The organism is Enterococcus sp. FDAARGOS_553, assembly GCF_003812305.1.
GTDB classification, from domain to species: Bacteria; Bacillota; Bacilli; order Lactobacillales; family Enterococcaceae; genus Enterococcus_D; species Enterococcus_D gallinarum.
Genome location: NZ_CP033740.1, coordinates 1857564 through 1879226 on the forward strand (window position 1 = coordinate 1857564; position 21663 = coordinate 1879226).

The 21663-nt window shown below is 41.5% G+C and carries 17 protein-coding genes and 1 pseudogene; 12 read left to right on the top strand and 6 right to left on the bottom strand.

Features of this window, described 5'->3' with window-relative positions; all coding sequences use genetic code 11:
* Positions 1–100: 100 nt before the first annotated feature.
* Positions 101–4333 (top strand): 2-hydroxyacyl-CoA dehydratase, encoded by a 4233-nt coding sequence (locus EGX73_RS09415; protein ID WP_003127607.1) that lies wholly within the window; start codon positions 101–103, stop codon positions 4331–4333.
* Positions 4334–4521: 188 nt separating this feature from the next.
* Entirely contained in the window at positions 4522–5229 is a 708-nt protein-coding gene (locus tag EGX73_RS09420) for a GntR family transcriptional regulator (RefSeq protein ID WP_003127608.1), read from the top strand.
* A 192-nt stretch (positions 5230–5421) separates the two neighbouring features.
* Here the strand turns inward: EGX73_RS09420 and EGX73_RS09425 are convergent, their stop codons facing one another.
* Positions 5422–6057, bottom strand: a complete 636-nt coding sequence (locus EGX73_RS09425; protein ID WP_003127609.1) for a YigZ family protein — start codon at positions 6055–6057, stop codon at positions 5422–5424.
* 101 nt (positions 6058–6158) lie between these two features.
* Here EGX73_RS09425 and EGX73_RS09430 point away from each other — a divergent pair, with 101 nt between their 5' ends.
* The 5 genes from EGX73_RS09430 (at position 6159) to raiA (ending at position 9725) form a co-directional block, all read left to right on the top strand.
* The gene (locus EGX73_RS09430; protein WP_003127610.1) at positions 6159–6452 is read left to right on the top strand and encodes a hypothetical protein; all 294 of its coding nucleotides are present in this window, start codon (positions 6159–6161) and stop codon (positions 6450–6452) included.
* Positions 6453–6523: 71 nt separating this feature from the next.
* Positions 6524–6844, top strand: a complete 321-nt coding sequence (locus EGX73_RS09435; protein ID WP_003127611.1) for a PTS sugar transporter subunit IIB — start codon at positions 6524–6526, stop codon at positions 6842–6844.
* Positions 6845–7059: 215 nt separating this feature from the next.
* Positions 7060–8370, top strand: coding sequence for a DEAD/DEAH box helicase family protein (locus EGX73_RS09440; protein WP_003127612.1), 1311 nt, complete (start codon positions 7060–7062; stop codon positions 8368–8370).
* Positions 8360–9034, top strand: a complete 675-nt coding sequence (locus EGX73_RS09445) for a ComF family protein (RefSeq protein WP_003127613.1) — start codon at positions 8360–8362, stop codon at positions 9032–9034. Before EGX73_RS09440 ends, EGX73_RS09445 begins: the two co-directional genes overlap by 11 nt.
* 133 nt (positions 9035–9167) lie before the next feature.
* Positions 9168–9725 (top strand): ribosome-associated translation inhibitor RaiA, encoded by a 558-nt coding sequence (raiA, locus tag EGX73_RS09450; protein ID WP_003127615.1) that lies wholly within the window; start codon positions 9168–9170, stop codon positions 9723–9725.
* 250 nt (positions 9726–9975) lie between these two features.
* Here the strand turns inward: raiA and EGX73_RS09455 are convergent, their stop codons facing one another.
* Both EGX73_RS09455 and EGX73_RS09460 read right to left on the bottom strand, forming a co-directional pair.
* Positions 9976–10770 carry an SDR family NAD(P)-dependent oxidoreductase gene (locus tag EGX73_RS09455; protein ID WP_003127617.1) on the bottom strand — a complete coding sequence of 265 codons (795 nt, stop codon included), beginning with the start codon at positions 10768–10770 and terminating at the stop codon, positions 9976–9978.
* Positions 10771–10788: 18 nt separating this feature from the next.
* Positions 10789–11629, bottom strand: a pseudogene (locus tag EGX73_RS09460) (aldo/keto reductase).
* Between the two features lie 128 nt (positions 11630–11757).
* Between EGX73_RS09460 and EGX73_RS09465 the strand changes: the two are divergent.
* Positions 11758–12117, top strand: a complete 360-nt coding sequence (locus EGX73_RS09465; protein ID WP_003127619.1) for a helix-turn-helix domain-containing protein — start codon at positions 11758–11760, stop codon at positions 12115–12117.
* Positions 12118–12207: 90 nt separating this feature from the next.
* Here EGX73_RS09465 and EGX73_RS09470 read toward each other — a convergent pair whose 3' ends face one another.
* From EGX73_RS09470 to EGX73_RS09480, 3 genes are all read right to left on the bottom strand, one after another.
* Positions 12208–13077 carry a sugar ABC transporter permease gene (locus tag EGX73_RS09470; protein WP_003127620.1) on the bottom strand — a complete coding sequence of 290 codons (870 nt, stop codon included), beginning with the start codon at positions 13075–13077 and terminating at the stop codon, positions 12208–12210.
* A 2-nt stretch (positions 13078–13079) separates the two neighbouring features.
* Positions 13080–14426, bottom strand: coding sequence for a carbohydrate ABC transporter permease (locus EGX73_RS09475; protein WP_003127621.1), 1347 nt, complete (start codon positions 14424–14426; stop codon positions 13080–13082).
* A gap of 81 nt (positions 14427–14507) precedes the next feature.
* On the bottom strand, positions 14508–15767 hold the full coding sequence (locus tag EGX73_RS09480; RefSeq protein ID WP_081131235.1) for an extracellular solute-binding protein: 1260 nt from the start codon (positions 15765–15767) through the stop codon (positions 14508–14510).
* 507 nt (positions 15768–16274) lie between these two features.
* On the opposite strand from EGX73_RS09480, the gene secA reads away from it, so the two are divergent.
* The 4 genes from secA (at position 16275) to ftsX (ending at position 21653) form a co-directional block, all read left to right on the top strand.
* Positions 16275–18773, top strand: coding sequence for a preprotein translocase subunit SecA (gene secA / locus EGX73_RS09485; protein ID WP_123866902.1), 2499 nt, complete (start codon positions 16275–16277; stop codon positions 18771–18773).
* Between the two features lie 92 nt (positions 18774–18865).
* Positions 18866–19973, top strand: a protein-coding gene (gene prfB / locus EGX73_RS09490; protein ID WP_103300934.1) for a peptide chain release factor 2 whose coding sequence is annotated in 2 segments (ribosomal slippage) — positions 18866–18937 and positions 18939–19973 — 1107 coding nt in all. Because the reading frame shifts where the segments join, the coding sequence is not laid out codon by codon here.
* 116 nt (positions 19974–20089) lie between these two features.
* A complete protein-coding gene (gene ftsE / locus EGX73_RS09495; RefSeq protein ID WP_005471877.1) occupies positions 20090–20776 on the top strand; it encodes a cell division ATP-binding protein FtsE in 687 nt (228 codons plus the stop codon).
* Positions 20769–21653, top strand: a complete 885-nt coding sequence (ftsX, locus tag EGX73_RS09500; protein ID WP_003127626.1) for a permease-like cell division protein FtsX — start codon at positions 20769–20771, stop codon at positions 21651–21653. Before ftsE ends, ftsX begins: the two co-directional genes overlap by 8 nt.
* Positions 21654–21663 lie beyond the last annotated feature (10 nt).

Consider the following 21663-nt stretch of genomic DNA (forward strand, 5'->3'; position numbering starts at 1 on the left):
TGTTGAAATCTCAATAGATTGTTCTTAAAATAGACATAAGTATTATAACAAACAGTTTGTAAGATAATCAACAAAGTGTTGGATAAAGCGGAGGCACCCTATGAAAAAATTAAGTGCTGGTATCGATGTAGGATCGACGACTGTCAAAATGGTGGTCTTGAATGAAAAAAAGCAGACCCTCTTTGCCAAGTATGAACGCCACTATTCGGATATCAAAACTGCCACAAAAAAAGTTTTACTGGAAGCTCAGGAAGTCATCGGTAATCAACAGGTCGCACTAGCAATCACTGGCTCTGGAGGGATGGGACTGGCCGAAGTTTTAGCGATCCCTTTCGTGCAAGAGGTCATTGCCTGTACTAAAACAGTTGAGACACTGATTCCTGAAACAAATGTTGCCATTGAATTAGGGGGGGAAGATGCCAAAATCACCTTTTTTGAAGGGGCGTTGGAACAACGAATGAATGGTAGCTGTGCAGGTGGGACGGGTGCGTTTATCGATCAAATGGCGGTATTGTTGAAAACCGATGCTAATGGTATAAATGATTTAGCGAAAAATTATCAAACGATCTATCCTATCGCTTCCCGTTGCGGGGTATTCGCAAAAACAGATGTGCAACCTTTGATCAATGAAGGAGCAGATAAAGCCGACATCGCCGCCAGTATTTTTCAAGCAGTGGTCAATCAGACGATTGCAGGGTTAGCTGCTGGTCGTAAAATCAAGGGGAAAGTGGCTTTTTTAGGTGGCCCCCTTTATTTCATGTCTGAACTACGGCGCCGCTTTGTGGAGACACTGCAAATTGCTGAAGAAGACATTATTTTTCCAGAAAATCCCCAGCTGTTTGTTGCGATCGGCGCCGCTTTATATGGAGAAGAAACAGCTCAACTCAATACATTATTAGCCCGGTTATCAACCGATGATTCAGCGAAATTGCAACCGTCTCACACATTGGCGCCGCTATTTGCTACGGAAGAAGAGCTCGCAGTTTTTAGACAGCGTCATGGCCAATCTTCGGTGGAAGAAAAAAAACTTGCTTCTCATACAGGAGCAGCCTTTCTCGGTATCGATGCGGGTTCAACGACAACGAAAGTCGTATTGATCGACGAAGTGGGTAGGATTCTTTACTCTTTTTATGGCAACAATGAAGGGCAGCCATTGGAAACCACCATGCGGGTATTACAGGAAATGTATCAGCAGATGCCACCAGCTGTGTTCATCGGGAAAGCTGCGGTCACAGGATATGGAGAACAGTTGATCAAAAATGCACTGAAAATTGACATTGGTGAAGTTGAAACGATGGCTCATTATAAAGCCGCCGAACATTTCCAACCGGGGGTCGATTTTATTTTAGACATTGGCGGGCAGGATATGAAGGCCATGACTATCAAAGATGGTGCACTCTCTTCGATCCAGCTGAATGAAGCTTGTTCCTCAGGCTGCGGGTCCTTTATTGAAACCTTTGCGCGTTCGCTGAAATACGAAGTCAAAGAATTTGCGTTAGCAGCCACTACTGCCAAGAATCCAGTCGATCTTGGTTCTCGCTGTACGGTATTCATGAATTCAAAAGTGAAACAAGTCCAAAAAGAAGGTGCATCTGTCGGGGATATTTCTGCGGGTCTATCCTATTCTGTGATCAAAAATGCCTTGTATAAAGTGATCAAAATTCGTCGCCCAGAAGATCTAGGTGAGAAAATCGTCTGCCAAGGAGGAACTTTTTATAATGAGGCGGTGTTACGAGCCTTTGAAAAAATCAGCGGCAGGGAAGTCGTGCGGCCGTCAATTGCTGGCTTGATGGGGGCTTATGGTGCAGCACTGATCGCGTTAGAAAATTACGAGATTGGTGAAGTCACAGCCTTGCTTTCAAGTGATGAATTGAGTCAATTTACTGCTGAAAAAGAATTCACTCATTGCGGGTTATGTGAAAATAATTGTATGCTGACTGTCACTTTATTCTCGGATGGACGCAAATTTATTACCGGAAATCGCTGCGAGCGGGGTGCCCGCATCAAAATCAAAAAAGAAGAGCGCAAGATAAATTTAGTCGATTACAAATACCGCCGCTTGTTTAAGTATCGCCCGCTTCGCAAAAAAGAAGCGTCTCGTGGGCGTATCGGCATTCCTCGTGTATTGAATCTATATGAAAACTATCCGTTATGGCATACTTTTTTTACAGAACTGGGCTTTCGCGTTGAATTGTCCCCACGATCAAACAAAGAATTGTATGAGAAAGGTATCGAGACGATTCCAAGTGATACCGCTTGTTATCCGGCCAAAATCGCTCATGGACATATTCAAGCGTTGATCGACCAAGGGGTCCCATTGATTTTTTATCCAGGAATTATTTTTGAAAGACCAGAAACAGCGCAGGCTGAGAATCATTTCAACTGTCCCATCGTACAAAGCTACCCAGATGTTATTCGCAACAATCTGGATGATATCCGTGCTGGCCGTGTGGATTATCGTAACCCGTTTCTAAATTTGGCAGACGAAACTTCAATGGTCAAAGTGTTGTCAGAAGAATTTCAAGATTTTGGTATCACTGAGACAGAGATCGCGCACGCATTGCGGCTTGGTTTTGAAGAATTGGATCAATTTAAGCTAGATGTTTGTCAGCAAGGGGAAAAAACCTTACGGATGCTGACCGAAACCAATCAGCGAGGCATCGTACTTTCTGGCAGACCCTATCATTTGGATCCGGAGATCAATCATGGGATCGCGGAAGTGATTACCCAAGAGGGCTTTCATGTATTAACAGAAGATAGCATTGCGCATTTGGGAAATGTCGGTCATTTACGGGTCGTTAATCAGTGGGTTTACCATTCTCGTTTATATGCCGCAGCACGGGTCGTCGCTAAAAGCAAGCAGTTGGAATTGGTCCAACTAAACTCATTTGGTTGTGGAATCGACGCCGTCACAACAGATCAAGTAGAAGAGATTATGGAACAATATGGCAAATTGTACACTGTATTGAAAATCGATGAAGGGGCTAATTTAGGCGCCATTCGGATCCGTTTACGTTCTCTTAAGGCAGCTGTCAATGAAAGGGAGAAAAACCATTTTATTCCTACTCAACGTTTTGAAGAACCAGCCAAGATCACATTTACTAAAGAAATGCGTAAACAACATACTTTGTTATTACCCATGCTAAGCCCAATCCATCAAAGCGGGTTAGTCGATGTGGCACTGCAAGCTTCGGGATACAATGTGATCTGCTTGCCGGCGGATGATCGAGAAGCAGTCAATGTGGGCCTGCGTTTCGTAAATAACGATGCTTGCTATCCAGCCATTATTTCCATCGGTCAATTGATCGAAGCACTCCAAAGTGGAAAATATGACTTGCAAAACACTAGCGTATTGATGACACAAACGGGCGGGGGATGTCGGGCAACCAATTATATCCCGCTGCTGCGTAAAGCATTGAACGAGGCGGGGTTTCCACAAGTTCCCGTCGTTTCGGTCTCCATGGGAAATCAAGGCGTGGAGTCAAATCCTGGCTTTAAGTTTACATTACCAATGCTCAAACGCGTGGCTGTTGCATTTTTGTATGGAGATTTATTTGAACGAGTTGTTTATCGAACGCGGCCTTATGAAGCCATCTCTGGTTCTGTAGATCGGCTTCATGAAACGTGGCTTAAAAAAGTTGAAAAAAATGTACGCAACGGTTCTTTTACTTTGTTCAACCACAACATGAAAAAAATCATTGCCGATTTTGATACGATTGATCTGCAGGACATCGTGAAACCAAGAGTCGGTGTGGTAGGCGAGATTTTAGTGAAATACTCTCCTACAGCGAATAACGATATCGTGAGACTTTTGGAAGCAGAAGGGGCGGAAGCGGTAGTACCAGACATGGTTGGTTTTATGAATTATTCGCTTTATAATCAGATTTGGCGCTATCAAAACCTAGGAATGGCCAAAAAAAGCAAATGGATCGCTGAATTTGCCATTGGATTAATCGAACGGATCCAAAAACCGATGGACCGTGCGTTGCGGGCTTCTCAGCGATTTGAAGGATTACACTCGATTTATCAATTAGCAGATGATGCTAGCAAAATCTTATCTATTGGTAATCATACGGGTGAAGGGTGGTTTTTGACTGGTGAAATGATTGATCTATTGAAATCTGATGTGACTAATATTGTTTGCATGCAGCCTTTTGGTTGTTTGCCAAATCATGTGGTCGGTAAGGGTGTAATCAAAGAACTGCGGCACCAATATCCTAAAGCCAATATTGCTGCGATTGATTATGATCCTGGAGTCTCCATGGTCAATCAATTGAATCGGATTCGTTTAATGTTGGCAACGGCCAATAAAGCTTTGCAAAGCAGCAACTAACATTCAGCGCTTTAACTATCCAATAAGACTGTACCAATTTGAGGGAACTTTTTTTCTTATTTTGTCTTTTGTAAGAAGAACAGAATGAAAAAAAGGATTTTTCCCTTAAATTGACAGTCTTTTTAGTTTTTTCATTGGTTATTTAGGTATATACCAGTTATAATAGAAACTGAATGGAGGAATAGACTATGGCAGAGAACTTACCCGTATACATACAGATACATGATCAAATCAAAGCAAACATCGAGAATGAAACCTACAAAATCGGTGACCGTTTGCCTTCTGAGCGCGAGTTAGCGAAACAATTCGGTGTTAGTCGCATGACATTGCGCCAAGCTATTCAGACACTAGCCGACGAAGGGATTTTGGAAAGAAAAATCGGATCAGGAACTTATGTGGCTCGTCAGAAAGTACAGGAGAAAATGAGCGGAACCACGAGTTTTACTGAGATCATGCGCTCACTTGGACGGGTGCCTTCTAGTAAAGCAGTGGCCTACTTCTTGACAGCCCCAAGTTCGAGTGAAATGGAAAAGTTGCAATTAGAAGGACATGAGACGATTTTACGGATGGAACGCATTCGTTATGCAGATGATGTACCTATTTGTTTCGAAGTGGCGAGTATTCCAGAGAAATTGATTCACAATTTTAGTAAAGAAGAAATCATCTCATCTTTGTATCATGTGTTAGAAGAAAAGGGCGGTCATAAGATCGGAGCTGCCTCACAAACGATCTCAGCAATGATTGCTTCGGAGCAAATCGCTGATTACTTGCAAATCAAACGCGGGGATGCAATTTTAAGAATGCGGCAAATTACCTGTTTTGAAAACGGACAACCATTTGAATACGTGCGTACACAATACGTAGGGAATCGTTTTGAATTTTATTTAGAAAAATAAGACAGGAAATAGAAAATTATATTGACCAAAGTGAAAGACAAAAGTGAAAGCTAGTAAACGAGGTGAAAGAGTAGCAAGAATTGTCAGAAATGATGCCTCAAGCAGATTCATGAGGCATCGCTTGACAGTAGCTATCTGAACAATCATTCTGCTTCACCAGCAAGTAATGACAACACAAATTCGATCTGTTTCTCAGGAAATCGGTCGTTCCACATAGCTGACAGGGCCGTGTGCGATCTCTAGTTGTCCTTGTAATAGATCTGTTAGATCGGCTTCTACCGCGGACAAGGATATTTCGGGAACCATCAGCGTTACTCGGATTTTATCCGTATAGTCAATGGATGCTAAGTGAATGTTTTGGTGCTCTAAGTGATTTTGCAGCTTTCCTAGCTGAGGATAATCGATGGTCAAATAAAGTGTCTGGTTAAGTGTCCCTTCAACGATACCGATTTCCTTTAAGGCAGCGGCAACAGTGCTTGCATAAGCGCGGATCAAACCGCCAGCGCCTAATTTCGTCCCACCAAAGTAACGGGTCACAACAGCAACCACATTGATTAATTCATTTTTTTTGAGGACATCTAGCATGGGGACACCAGCGGTACCGCTTGGTTCCCCATCGTCGCTGCTTCGTTGGATCTCATTGTTCTCGCCAATAACAAAAGCACTGCAATTATGATTAGCCTTCCAATGCTCTTTTTTGAGAGCGAGGATGAATGCTTTGGCTTCCTCTTCGGAAGTGACACGTTTAAGGGAACAAATGAATCGGGATTTCTTGATTTCTTGTTCACTTTGTCCATCCTCACGAATGGTGCGATAACTATTCTTCATAGGCTCCTCCTTTTATTTTCAGTATAGGTAATGTGGAGAAAAGTTTCAATGAAAGAAATCAGTAAAGAATAAGTGAACGGATAAAAAAGGAGGCGTTGCCATTGAGTAAACGCAAGAAATACGATATCATCACTCATTACTTAAAATCTAATGGCGGTTCTCAAGTCACATTGACTTTCACACAATTTGATGAACTGTTATTTCCGGCGACAGGGCTGCCAAAGAGTGCCCGCAAGAGCATTGATTGGTGGGCCAATGATTATCGACATCCGGAAAACGGTGCCTATGCGTGGTTGAATGCAAGATATGAAGTGGTTCACGTGAATTTAAAGAAGGAATATGTTGTTTTCAATCAATTGGTCAAGTCCAATTGGTTAATAGACAGTAAGCGTTGACAAATTTGAAACTTGTTCTATACTAGGAATAGGTAATGTTATATTATTTAAAATTTTAGGGAGTGTTCGATATGGCTAAAAAAACGATTATGTTAGTTTGTTCCGCAGGAATGAGCACCAGCTTATTAGTGACAAAAATGCAGAAAGCTGCTGATGCAAAAGGTCTTGATACAGATATTTTTGCTGTTTCCGCTTCAGAAGCAGATCAACATTTAGAAAGCAAAGATGTGAACGTTTTATTATTAGGCCCTCAAGTTCGTTTCATGAAAGGCGATTTTGAAAAACGTTTAGCACCAAAGGGAATCCCATTGGAAGTTATCAACATGGCTGACTATGGTATGATGAATGGTGAAAAAGTGTTGGATCAAGCATTGACATTGATTGGTGAATAAGCCCAATCCATTTTCAACGATTACTTAAGACTATTGAGTAGAACCTTACAGGTTTCGAATTTCTCTGTTTTGGCAGAAAATGAGAACGAGTAAGGTTCTTTTTTTGTGGATGGCGTACTTTAATTGTGTCGAATGTCCAAGGCTTTCGAAAAAACTAGCGAATGTACCTGCTTTTGAAGGCTTGATCAGTCATATATAACGAGAGGAGGGATACGATGGAAGAAGGCGGTCGTCAAATTTTAGTATCCGAAAGGGAACGCAACAACTCCGACCAACTCAAAGGTGACATTCGTCCAGCCGTCTTAATCAAAGAGGGACAAATTGAATGTCAGCGTTGTGGCAGCTGCTTCAATAAAGAGGAGGTACAACTGCCAACAGGGATTCACTATTGCCCTGCCTGCATCCATTACGGACGGGCAGATACGTCTAAAGTTTTTGTGACAGTTTCGGAACAAAGCAGCGTCAGTTTTCCGAAAATTCATTGGCCTGGTCCACTAACGGTTTTTCAAAAAAGAATCTCACAAGCGTTGGTAAGAAATTATCAACAAAAAAAAGCAACGTTGGTTTGGTCGGTAACCGGCTCTGGCAAAACGGAAATGATTTTTGAAGTGATACAAGCGGCAAGGCTGCAAGGACATCGGGTAGCTGTCGTCTCTCCGCGAATCGATGTGTGCCGCGAACTGTTCCCTCGGATCCAACAGGCATTTCCCAAAGAATCTTGTTTACTGCTTTACGGAGATTCAGAGGAAGACTATCGGTATACAGACTTGCTTGTGGCGACCATTCATCAACTGCTGCATTTTTATCGGGCATTTGATCTGATAATCGTTGACGAAGTAGATGCTTTTCCTTATGAAGGGGACCAGCAACTAAGGTTCGGGTTAATGAATGCACTGAAAGCGACCGGCTGTCTGATTTATCTAAGTGCCACACCTTCAGATGCGTTACTAAAAGAAACAACAAATTTTGCAGTGGAAAAAATGCCGCTGCGTTTTCATCAGCGACCGCTGATCGTTCCTCAACTGATTTGGTATGAAGGTTGGCGTAACGTGTATCAAACAAAAAGAAGACTACGGCGCTTATTGTTTCATCTGCAACGCCTATCTCAAACAAATTTTGTCTTAGTTTTTTGCCCAAGTATTGTTTTTATGGAACGGCTAGAAAAAGCTGTTCGATCATTCTTAAAAGAGGAGACGATAACCAGTGTTTCAGCAAAAGACCCTGCTCGAATAGAAAAAGTAGTCAAGGCGCGCAATTCAAAGTATCAGATTCTTTTCACAACTACCATCTTGGAACGAGGTGTTACCTTTGAAAATGTTTCTGTAGTGGTGATAGGAGCAGATCATCCTGTTTTTTCTAAATCAGCACTGGTCCAGATTGCTGGACGAGTTGATCGAAAAGGTCCATTCAATCATGGAGAAGTTCTCTTTTTCTATGATCAAGCAACATCAGCGATTCGTAAGGCGATCTTGGAAATCCAAGCGATGAATCGATTAGCAAAGGAGTGGCTGGCAAGTGAAGTGTAGCTGGTGCCAACAGGAGTTTGCACGAGAACTGTGGCTGCGGGAGATTTTATGGCCATTAGGAATTCCTGCTTCAGAGAAGTGTCCAGACTGTAGGAGTAAATTGCAGTTTGTTGATTTGACTAGCTGCTGCAAGACATGTTGTAATGAAAGCCAAAATTGTCGGGATTGTCGCTATTGGGGGCAACGTTATCCAAAGTTTCAGCTACAGCATCGTGCTCTGATGACATACAATCAAGGAATGCAGGAGTGGCTCCATCAATACAAATTAATGGGCGATTTTCGTCTGCGAGCTACCTTTCTCCCAGAGATCAAGCAAGCTTTCAAAGGATTGCTCTATGATCTGGTCATCCCGATCCCCCTTTCTCATGAACGCTATCAGCAGCGTGGCTTTAATCAAGTGACAGCAGTATTACAAGCTGCCGGGATTGATTACCGATCCTTACTAAAGAAAAAGATCCATTTACCTCCTCAAGCAGCAATGACTAGAAACGAACGATTAGCAGCTCCGCAACCATTTATTATCGAAAAGGGTCAAGAAATCAAAGAGAAACGTGTGTTGCTGGTGGATGATGTGTATACGACTGGACAAACAATTTATCATGCTGCAGAAGTACTTTTGACTTGCCAGCCGAAAACGATCACGTCCTTTTCTTTTGCCAGATAAGGAATTGTAAACGCTTAAAAAAATCTTAGCGATTCGCTTTCCAAATGCAAGATACTTCGATATAATAGAGTTAAGAAGAAGAAGAGAGTGGTCCTTTTCCTTCTTAGTGTGGTAGACGAAAGGGGTAATTTTTATGTTTAGATATAATGTACGTGGCGAAAATATCGAGGTAACTGAAGCGATCCGCGATTACGTTGAGAAAAAAGTAGGTAAACTAGAGCGTTATTTTAATGATGTGCCTGAAGCAACAGCGCATGTTAATTTGAAAGTATATACCGAAAAAACAGCAAAAGTTGAAGTAACCATTCCGTTACCATTCCTAGTCTTGCGTGCGGAAGAAACTTCTCCTGATCTATATGCAAGTATTGATTTGGTTGTTGATAAATTAGAACGCCAAATCCGTAAATTCAAAACGAAAATCAACCGTAAATCTCGGGAAACAGCTTTAGTGGCTCCAGACAATGGCGACTTATTCACAACGGATACAAACGAAGAAGAAACCAATGGAGCAGAACTAGACATTGTACGTACAAAACGTCTTTCTCTAAAACCGATGGATAGTGAAGAAGCCGTTTTGCAAATGAATATGCTAGGACATAACTTCTTCATTTTTGAAGATGCCGAAACAAACGGCACAAGCATTGTTTATCGCCGTAAAGACGGCAAGTATGGATTGATCGAAACCGATTGATCAAAGAATGACTTGTCGGAAATCCCCAAAAAAGTCTTTTTTGACAGAGCAGAGTGATCTGCTCTGTTTTTTTGAATAAAAAAGCTGTGATAAAAGGGGCAGTTAAACAAAATGATTCGCTGAGTGAAATAAAATTGCCCTATCAATCCTGCAGGTGTAAATCCGATCTGCGGGATCATAGGGGCAATTTCATGGCCTTTCGGCTGCTGTGTTTGCTAAAGTCTTTTTGACATAGTTCTTTGCTGAGAAATCAATAAATCGTTGGTACTAAACCACCGTCGAGTCTCAAGGCGGCTCCAGAGAAAGAGGATGCGTAAGGACTAGCAACGAAAGCTACAAAGCGTCCAATCTCTTCTGGACGAATGAGCCGTTGAATTTGAGACAGTGGGCGATGCTTTTTCATGAAATCTTCTTCCCACATGGACTCCGGCAAATCACTTTCTTGATACATCGTTTTCAGCATCGTTTCTACGCCTTCGGTCAGTGTTGAACCAGGCATGATCGTATTTACAGTGACCTGTGTCCCAGCGGTGAGTTTTGACAAACTTTTAGCCAAAGAGAGGTTCATCGTTTTTGTCATGCTGTACTGCGGCATTTCTCCAGAAGGCATAACGGCTTCTTCACTGGCAATAAAAATCACACGGCCGAAGTTTTGTTGGAGCATATGAGGCAAATAAAATTTTGCTAAAGCATTTCCCGACAAAACATTCACATGGAAAAAATGTTCCCAAACTTCTTCGGTAATTTCCATGTAATCCATTGGTTCGAAGATCCCCATATTATTGACAAGAATATCTACTTTAGGGAAGTGGTCAAAAAGCTGTTGGCGAGCTGCTGCATCGGCTAGATCATATGGAGCCACTTGAGGATTCGTCTTAGGAAATTTTTCTTTTAATTCAGCAACGACAGCTTTGACACTGTCCTCTTGCCGTCCATTGATGATGACATCCGCGCCTTCTTTTGCCAGCTCGAAAGCAATTGCTTTCCCAATACCTTTCGTAGAGCCAGTGACCAGTGCTGTTTTCTTTGTTAATCCTAATTCCATTTCCTTCACTCCATTTCCTTAGTTAAAGTTAAATTGATCCGGATCGGGACCTACCCGGTGATCTTCGTTCAAACGGTTAAGTCCATGCATATCTTCTTCCGACAAAGAAAAATCAAAGAGTTGCTGATTTTGTTCCATTCTGTCGGGATTAACTGTCTTAACTACCAGTAAAATATCTTTGGATATGCCAGCGTAAGGCGATTTGTGCAGGGGATACGTGATGGCGTTGAGCCATCTTTACGAGGATCGGATGTTGGAGAATCTGACCTTGCATCAATGGAGACCAAGCTTGGATCTTGATTCCTTGTTGCTGACAATAATCACGCAGTTCTTTTTGAGCTAATTTTGGATGTAGTTCCACTTGATTTAACACAGGTTTGACTTTTGCTGCAGCGAGCAATTCCTTCAAATGATGGCTCTGAAAATTGCTGACGCCGATGGCTTTGATCTTTCCAGCTTGATGGAGGTCTTCAAGTGCCCGCCAAGATTCTTGATACGCATTTTTGCCAGGCCAGTGGAGCAAATAAAGGTCTAAATAATCCAATTGCAAAAGCGCGAGGGACTTTTCAAAAGCCGCGATCGTTTCATCGTAGGTCAAATAATTGTTCCAAACTTTAGAAGTGACAAAGAGTTCTTCTCGTGTAAGTCCCGTTGCTGCTAGTCCTTCTTTGATCCCTTGGCCTGTTCCGCTTTCATTATCATATATTTGCGCGGCATCAATCAAACGATAACCTTTTAAAATGCCGTTTTTTACAACAGTAGCTACTTCTTCATCAGGAATTTGAAAGACGCCCAAACCAAAGCCAGGAATGCTGACTTGTTCGTTCAATGTAATTGTGTCGGTTAATGAATGAATCATATAAATTTCCTCCTTGATTTTTGGTAAATATACCTTATACTAAAAAAGTTCAGATGAATAGTACCTACTTTTTTGTGCTATAGTGTCAAAAAAGTAACTTTTTTGAATTTAAAGAAAGTGTTTTAAGTATGACTCCAAAAAAATACAACATTGGTGTGGAAGCTACTATGGATGTGATCGGTGGAAAATGGAAACCGATTATTCTGTGTAATCTGCGAGATGGCGCCTTGCGTCCGAGTGATTTGAAGCGACGGATACCTGATATCAGTCAAAAAATGCTGACGCAGCAACTAAGAGAGCTGGAGACAGACGGCATCGTTTTGCGAACCTCTTATCACCAAGTTCCACCAAAGGTTGTTTATTCTCTCAGCGACTATGGTCTGACATTAAGCAGCGTATTGGATGCTCTCTGTCATTGGGGAGAAATGCATGTTTCAACATTGAAAGAACAAGGCGTTGAAGTAGCGTTAGCTAGTCAAGAGGCGTAGGGAAGATCAAAAACAAAAACTAGCAATCGTCGAGTCGAGAGTCACTCAGCGATTGCTAGTTTTGCTTAAAAAAGTGAGGTAGGAAGAGGATTATTTCACTGAACCGGAAGTAATTCCTTGTACATAATATTTTTGCATATAGATAAAGAGTAGAGTGATTGGAATAGCGATCAGCACACAGCCAGCTGTAAAGGACATAAACAACGAATTGGCTGTTGTTTTTGTCATCATAGAATAAAGTCCGATCGCAACGGTATAGTTTTTGACGTCATCACCCATGATGATTCGAGCAAAGATGAAATCCATCCAAGGACCCATGAAGGCCATCAAAGAGGTATAGACGATAATTGGTTTTGATAACGGCAATGTGATCTTGGTAAAAATATGCCATTTATTGGCACCATCGATCATGGCAGACTCATCTAGCGCCATTGGAATCGTATCAAAGAACCCTTTGGCAACGTAGAATCCCAGTGCCGCTCCAGCCGAATAAACCAAGATCAGCGCTAATAAGCTTTGTGTTAGGTTGAGGGCTTTTAGAATATAATAAACGGCGATCATGCTCATAAAGCCTGGGAACATATTCAATACCAAGGCAACTTTCAAGAAAGGTTTACGAAGTCTAAAGCGCAACCGTGAGAGAGAGTAGGCCATTGCGATTGTAATAAATGTGGACAAAAGACAGCTGCAGACAGCAACAAACAATGTATTCAAGAACCAGCGGACAAAAGGGTAGCTGCCGCTATCATTGGCTAATAGTTGTCGGTAATTTTCAAAAGTGAATTCTTTGGGAATGATATAAGGAACGAAGGCCCCACCTTCTCCTCTAAAACTTGTCAAAATGATCCAAACGATCGGGAATAACCAAAGAACAGAAAGAATGATCAAAATCGTATAAATCAGAAAACGGGTTTTTGACTGCCCTTGTTGGTAGCCGGATTTCTTTTTCTTTACAGACATTGTTACCCCTCCTTATAAGAATTTGTTCGCGTGTACGCAAACAGGCTAAAGACAGCAGATAAGATAAAGATCAAGATACCGATTACGGAAGCTAAATTGTAATCCATCGTGTTGACTGTCAAGTTGTACAGCCACGTTACTAACAGATCGGTCGAGCCAGCACCATAGAAATTAGAGTTAGATGGGCCGCCGCCAGTCAATAAGAAAATAACATTAAAGTTGTTGATGTTGCCGATAAACTGTTGAATCAATGCGGGCATCATTACAAACAATATCTGAGGAAATGTGATGGAGCGGAAAATTTGGAATTTATTGGCGCCATCGATTTCGGCTGCTTCTAGTTGTTCCTGATCAAGATTTTGTAAGATTCCTGTTGTTACAAGCATGGTTGCTGGAATCCCGATCCACATGTTCACAAAGATAATGCTGACTTTCGCAAAGAAAGGATCGGTCAGAAACGGGATCGAAGAAGAGATCCATCCCCAATTCAGTAAGAGTGAGTTAATCGGACCAGAACCGTTTAGTAAGTTACGCATGATCAAAAGTGACACGAATTGAGGAACTGCCATCGTCAAAACAAAAATGGTGCGCCACAATTTTTTGTAACGGATCCCTTTCGCGTTGATCAACAAGGCTAAGATCACGCCGAAGAAGAAACAAGTGATCGTTGCGAGTACAGCCCATGTCAATGTCCAAGCTAGTACTGGGAAAAAGGTGGACGCCATATCACCAGTGATGACATTAGAGAAATTCTTCAATCCTACCCAAGTAAACAGATTTTTTGGGGGTAAATTTTTGTGATCATAATTGGTGAAGGCAATCGAAATCATATATAAGAGCGGTAAGATAGTAAAAAATAAGACACCAATCAATGGGATTGTCATCAATGTTGCATGAAAGCGTTCGTTCACCAGACTATGTAAATCGTCGCGTGTCGTAGGGATTTTAAGTCCTTGTTGTTTTAATTCGTACAAATGACGGGCGCTTTTCAAATTAATGATATAGAGAATAATCAAGAGTGCACAAACGAGCAGGGAAGCAATACCGAAAAGCAATAAGAGCATTGAATTGTCACCTTTTTGCAAGATTTCAATACCAAGTGCTTCGTTATAGACCAACCCTTGTTTTTGTGTTCCTAATGTTTGCAGCATCAGAAGAGCGTGGAAACCATTTCTTATGAACCAAGCGATAAAACCAACTTGTGATACGATGAAAATAATTCCTTTCAGCCATTGTTTATTGGCGAAATTAGCGCTTCCCATCAAAATAAAAGATAGTTTTGTCGCTAGATCGCCTTTTTTGAATAATTCTCTAAAAGTGATATGCGACGCATGTTTTTTCCTGAACATATCCTCTCACCTTGCTTTCGTAATTAACTAGAAAAGGGAAAGCAGGCTTTCCCTTTGTCATGTATAGTGATGTGTTGTTGATTATTCGGTTACTTTTGAAATATCGGAAACAAACTTATCGAGTTTATCTTGGAACTGATCTGGTTTGATTTGACCTTTATAGGTATCGTTGATTAACGCATCCATTGGTGGCCAGAAAGAAACCATCTCAGGCAATTTAGGCATCACGACAGAGTGTTCTGCATCAGACATTTCCATCACAGCTTTTGCTACTGCATCAGCTTTTACTGCATCAGATTCTTGTGCATCTTTATTTGAAGGGACAACGCCGTTTTCAGTAAATTCGATTTCTTGTGTTTCTTGGTTGCTTAAATATTCTGCTAAAGCCATAGCTGCTAATGGCGCTTCGGTTTGTTGGTTGACAGCATAAAGTTTTACACCTAAGAAAGCTTTCATTTGTTTCGCACCACTGCCGAAGTCGATCGTTGGATAGGCGGCAACACCCATGTTGTCTCCAAGCGCTTTTTCTACGTCATTTTTTGACCAAGGACCTGAAAGGAAGGCATCTGATTTACCAGATTGCAAATCAGACAACGCGGATTCACTGGCTTGAAGGACACCGCTATTATTTTTTTGATCGGCGATCCATTGTAAGACTTCAACACCAGCTTCGTTGTTGAAATTGGTTCCATTAATATCTTCACCGTCTTCTCCATAAAGAACATTTCCGTTGCTCATAAATAGAGGGCCAAAAATGTAGTTTGCACCGTCTTCTGCAAAGTTGGTACCGATTTTTCCAGCGGAAGTCAATCCTTCCCAAGTTTTTACATCATCTGCTGTCAATGTAGAAGTATTGTAATAAAGCACTTGAGATTCAACACCGTAAGGATAGCCGTAAATTTTGTCTTTCCAAGTCACGGCATCAACTGCTGCTTCCACGTTCGTATCTTTGATTGTTGCTGCTTGCTTATCACCGATTGGATAAATCAGACCAGCTTCAGCCATTTGTCCTACTTGGTCATGAGGCATCATGAATACATCGGCTGCTTGTTCAGGGTCCTTTGAGACGTCTGCTTTGGCATCGGCAGAAGAGCCAACTGCAACTGTTACTTTTACATCAGGATACTCTTTTTCAAATTTGTCGACTTGCCCTTGTAAGGCATCAATATGTTCGGTATCTACCCATAATTTAATATCACCTTCGACTTTTGCACTAGACTCCGCTGCACTGCCATTGCTTGAAGCAGCATCGTCGTTGCTGTTGCCACAAGCGCCTAGTACGATTGCAGACAAGCTTAAAATACTTCCCCCAATAAGTAATCGTTTTACATCTACCTTCATTCTTGTTCCTCCTAAAAATTAATTGTTTGCGTTTACAGACCTAATTATGCAATCGATTGCAATAATAGTCAAGCAGAAAATGAACAACTTTTTTGGTTTTCTATTGCTTATAAGAAAAATTAAGAATCAGTCCAACACAAAACCTTTCTACAATTGGAATGATAAAGTCGAAATTTTCAGGAAATAACTTAGTTATTCTATTCACATTTGAAAAGCGAATGAAAATGTGGCAGATCATTTTTCCGTCCGTTGTAAAGCAAACGATTGCTTTCTGTTTCAGAGATTGTTTTAAGGAGCAAGAGAAGTAGAGTTTCTTTTGGACACAAGAAGCAATGGGCGTAAAAGAAATCTATTTAAAACAATTGAAAAAAGAAAAAAAGAGTTAAAAAAATCATGGAGAAACATGAACTGCGCCGAAAAATATTTCCTTTATGATGAACTAGTGATAAAATAGTTAGGAGAGTTTCCAGTTAGGAAAAGTAGAAATAAAAGGAGAATTATATAGGCATGGCCAATTTTTTTAGAAAATTAATCGAGAATGATAAAAAAGAATTAAAACGTCTTGACCATATTGCTTCACAAGTTGAATCTCATGCGGACGAAATGGCCGCTTTATCTGACGAACAATTGCGCGAAAAAACAGATGAATTTCGCGGTCGTTTTCAACAAGGTGAAACGTTAGACCAATTATTGCCAGAAGCCTTTGCTGTGGTTCGCGAAGCGGCAAAACGCGTCTTAGGGCTGTATCCTTACCATGTCCAATTAATGGGGGGGATCGTGCTTCATGACGGAAATATCCCTGAAATGCGTACCGGTGAAGGAAAAACCTTGACTGCGACATTGCCGGTTTATTTGAATGCGTTAAGTGGTGCCGGTGTGCACGTTGTAACGGTCAATGAATACTTGGCAACCCGTGACTCTACAGAAATGGGTGAGTTATATAATTTCTTAGGATTGACTGTTGGGTTAAACATCAATTCGAAGACAGCAGAAGAAAAACGGGCTGCATATGCCTGTGATATCACCTACAGTACGAATAATGAACTAGGCTTTGACTATTTACGCGACAATATGGTGGTTTACCGCCATCAAATGGTTCAACGGCCATTGAATTATGCCATCGTCGATGAAGTTGACTCAATCTTGATCGATGAAGCCAGAACACCATTGATTATTTCTGGACAAGCAGAAAAATCGACTGCACTATACAATCGGGTCAATAATTTTGTGAAACGATTAAAAGAAGAAGAAGATTACAAAATCGACATCCAATCAAAAACAATTGGATTGACTGAAAAAGGGATCGAGAAAGCCGAAGAAACATTTGGCTTGGAAAACTTGTATGATATCGAAAATACAGCGTTGACCCATCATATGGACCAAGCGTTGCGGGCGAATTATATCATGATCCGCGATATCGACTATGTCGTACAAGAAGGCAAAGTCTTGATCGTCGACCAGTTTACTGGACGGATCATGGATGGACGTCGTTATTCTGACGGATTGCACCAAGCGATCGAAGCAAAAGAAAATGTTGAGATCGAAGATGAAACCAAAACGATGGCTACAATCACTTTCCAGAACTATTTCCGGATGTACAAAAAACTTTCTGGTATGACTGGTACCGCAAAAACAGAAGAAGAAGAGTTTCGTGAAATCTACAATATGCAAGTCATTCAGATTCCGACCAATCGACCAATCGTTCGTGATGACCGTGCAGATTTACTTTATCCAACGCTGGAAAGTAAGTTCCACGCAGTGGTGCAAGATATCAAAGAACGGCATCGTAAAGGGCAACCAGTTCTTGTTGGTACAGTAGCTGTAGAAACTTCCGAGCTGCTTTCAAGCATGTTGGATAGAGAGAAAGTCCCTCATGAAGTACTGAATGCCAAAAATCACTTTAAAGAAGCTGAAATCATTCTGAACGCAGGACAAAAAGGTGCTGTAACGATCGCAACGAACATGGCTGGTCGGGGAACAGATATCAAATTAGGCTTAGGTGTTGCTGAATTAGGCGGATTAGCGGTCATCGGTACGGAACGTCATGAATCTCGCCGGATTGATAACCAATTACGAGGACGTTCTGGGCGTCAAGGAGACCCAGGGGTTTCTCAATTCTATCTTTCGTTGGAAGATGATTTGATGAAACGGTTTGGTTCTGAGCGGATCAAAGTGTTCTTGGATCGGATGAAGATTGATGAAGAAGATGCCGTGATTCAAAGTAAGATGTTGTCTAAACAAGTAGAATCTGCGCAAAAACGAGTAGAAGGTAACAACTACGATACCCGGAAAAACGTTTTGCAATACGATGATGTTATGCGTGAGCAACGGGAAGTCATCTATGGTCAACGTCAAGAAGTCATCATGGAAGAGCAGGATCTTTCACAAACATTGATGAATATGGTCAAACGATCGATTGAACGAGTTGTCGATAGCCATACCCAATTAGAAGAAAGCAATTGGAATTATGAAGGGATCGTCGACTTTGCCGGAAATGCTTTAGTGCATGAAGATTCCATCTCTGTTGATGATATCAAAGGCAAAAAACCACAAGAAATCAAAGACTATCTCTATCAACGGGCAGAAGAAGTTTTCGAGCAGAAAAAAGCCCAATTAAACAGTCAAGAACAATTGTTAGAATTTGAAAAAGTAGTTATTCTGCGAGTGGTGGATACGAAATGGACGGACCATATCGATGCGATGGACCAATTAAGACAGTCAGTCGGTCTGCGGGCATATGGGCAGAACAATCCATTGGTTGAATACCAAACTGAAGGATACAACATGTTTGAAGATATGGTGGGAGCGATCGAATATGAAGTGACACGCTTGTTTATGAAAGCCGAGATTCGCCAAAATGTACAACGAGAACAAGTCGCTCAAGGAGAAGCTCAAGAAACTGAAACAGTCCCAGAAGAAGATCCTAGTTTCAAAAATGTTGGCCGTAATGATCCGTGTCCTTGCGGCAGTGGCAAAAAATTCAAAAACTGTCACGGCAAAAAATAGAAGAGTTGATACGTTAGGAAAAAGGCTGGCAGCTTTTCTTGTCCAGCCTTTTCCGTTCATTTACAATACGCGTGAAGAAAGAAGGAAATCAAATGGAAATCGCAGATATCCGGAATCAATTGAATCAAATGAATGAAAAAATAAATAGTTTTAGGGGGTCTCTTTGACTTAGATCAGTTAGAAGAGGCAATCGCTGAAGCAGAACACCAGATGGCGGACCCTACGTTTTGGGATGATTCTGAGCAAGCACAGAAGGTGATCAACGAGAACAATGCCAATAAAGAAACCTACGATCAGTTCAATCAATTGGCAGAAGAATTTGAAGAGTTGGAAGTTCTTTTGGAAATGATCCAAGAAGAACCAGATGCAGAAATGGAAGCAGAACTAGCAGAACGTATCCAAGCTTTGAATGAAAAAATGGGAACTTATGAACTGTCTATGCTGTTAGATGAACCATATGATCGAAACAATGCAATCATCGAACTGCATCCAGGTGCTGGCGGCACCGAGTCCCAAGATTGGGGCAGTATGTTGTTGCGGATGTATACTCGTTTTTGCGAGCAACATGGATACCAAGTCGAAACATTGGACTATCAGGCAGGAGACGAAGCCGGAATCAAGAGTGTCACTTTGTTGATCAAAGGCCATAATGCTTATGGGTATTTGAAATCAGAAAAAGGCGTCCATCGCTTAGTTCGGATTTCACCATTTGATTCAGCCAAAAGACGGCATACCTCTTTTTGTTCGGTAGATGTCATGCCAGAGCTAGATGGTGCGATTGATATCGAAATCAATAGTGATGACTTGAAAATCGATACTTATCGAGCGAGCGGTGCGGGCGGTCAGCACATCAATAAGACGGAGTCTGCTGTACGAATCACGCACATTCCAACTGGTACCGTAGTGGCTAGTCAAGCACAACGTTCGCAGTTGAAAAACCGGGAACAAGCAATGGGAATGTTGAAAGCAAAACTTTATCAACTAGAAGTAGAAAAGAAAGAACAGGAAGCTGCAGCGCTTCGCGGAGAACAGATGGAAATCGGTTGGGGTTCACAAATTCGTTCCTATGTCTTTCATCCGTATTCCATGGTCAAAGATCACCGGACTAACTTTGAAACAGGAAATGTACAAGCAGTAATGGATGGTGATTTAGACGGCTTTATCGATGCCTACCTCAAGTTGAAATTAAATCAAAAATAACTATACTGGGCTATTAAACAGATTGAAATATAATTGTAATCTGTTGAAAGCATTGTGAAATATATTCATGCTATAATAAGCCAGTATGAAAAAAAGTGAGATGGAGAGATAGCTGCATGATTGAAATGAAAGAAGTAATGAAAAAGTACTCTAATGGTACGACTGCTATCCGTAATCTTTCGATTTCAATTGATCAAGGTGAGTTTGTTTATGTCGTCGGACCTTCCGGTGCAGGGAAATCGACCTTTATCAAATTGATGTATCGTGAAGAAAAAGCAACGAAGGGTGTTCTTAATGTAGCAGGGTATGACCTGTTGACGATCAAGAATCGCGAAGTGCCATTGATGCGCCGCGAAATCGGTGTTGTTTTCCAAGATTATAAATTGCTTCCGCGAAAAACGGTTTATGAGAATGTCGCTTATGCGATGCAAGTTATTGGCCGCAAGCCTCGGGAGGTCAAAAAACGGGTAATGGAAGTATTGGACCTTGTAGGATTGAAACACAAAGTACGAGTCTTCCCAAGTGAGCTTTCAGGCGGAGAGCAACAACGGGTTTCTATTGCACGAGCAATCGTGAATACCCCGAAAGTATTGATTGCAGATGAACCAACAGGAAATTTAGATCCTGAGAATTCTTGGGAGATCATGAAGTTGTTGGATCGGATCAATGCACAAGGAACAACAGTAGTGATGGCGACACACAATAGCACGATCGTCAATACGATTCGTCACCGTGTAATCGCAATTGAAAATGGTCGGATCATTCGCGACCAAGCGGAAGGAGAATATGGTTACGATGATTAGAACGTTTTTCCGTCATCTCCTTGAGAGTATTAAAAGTTTAAAACGAAACGGCTGGATGACGATCGCGTCACTCAGTGCAGTCACGATCACGTTGACGTTAGTCGGTATCTTTTTGGGTGTTATTTTAAATGCAACGAAGTTAGCCGAAGACATCCGTAAGAATGTGGATGTTTCTGTCTTTGTGGATATCGGAACAGAACAAAAAGACATGGATACTTTGGAACAATCGCTTAAAGAATTACCGAATGTTTCAGACGTTCGTTTTTCGAGTCGTGATGATGAATTGAAAAAAATTCAGGATGCGATGGGGGATTCTTGGAACTTATTCGAAGGGGACAGCAATCCGCTTTATAACGTATACGTTGTTAGTGCCACAGATCCTGAATACACGAAAAAAATTGCAAAACAAGCTGGAGAATTGCCAAATGTTTTCAAAGCAGACTATGGTGGCGATTCTTCTGACAAGATCTTTGCTCTATCAGCTGCGGTTCGTACTTGGGGACTTGGGGCTGCTATCCTATTGATCTTTGTGGCAATGTTCTTGATTTCAAATACGATTCGGATCACGATCTTGTCTCGTCAAAGAGAGATTCAAATTATGCGTCTGGTAGGTGCTAAAAATGGTTACATTCGCTGGCCTTTCTTCTTAGAAGGCGGCTGGATCGGATTGCTGGGATCAATTGTCCCTATCGCTATTATGTATTTTGGTTATCACCAAGTTTACTTGTTAGTCAATCCAGCACTGCTACGTTCCAATTATAGTTTGATTGCACCAAATCAGTTTCTACTGCAAGTTTGTGGTGTCATGGCTCTGATCGGAATCGTGATTGGTTCATTAGGATCGATCATCTCAATGCGCCGTTTCTTAAAAGCGTAGAACGTGTTAT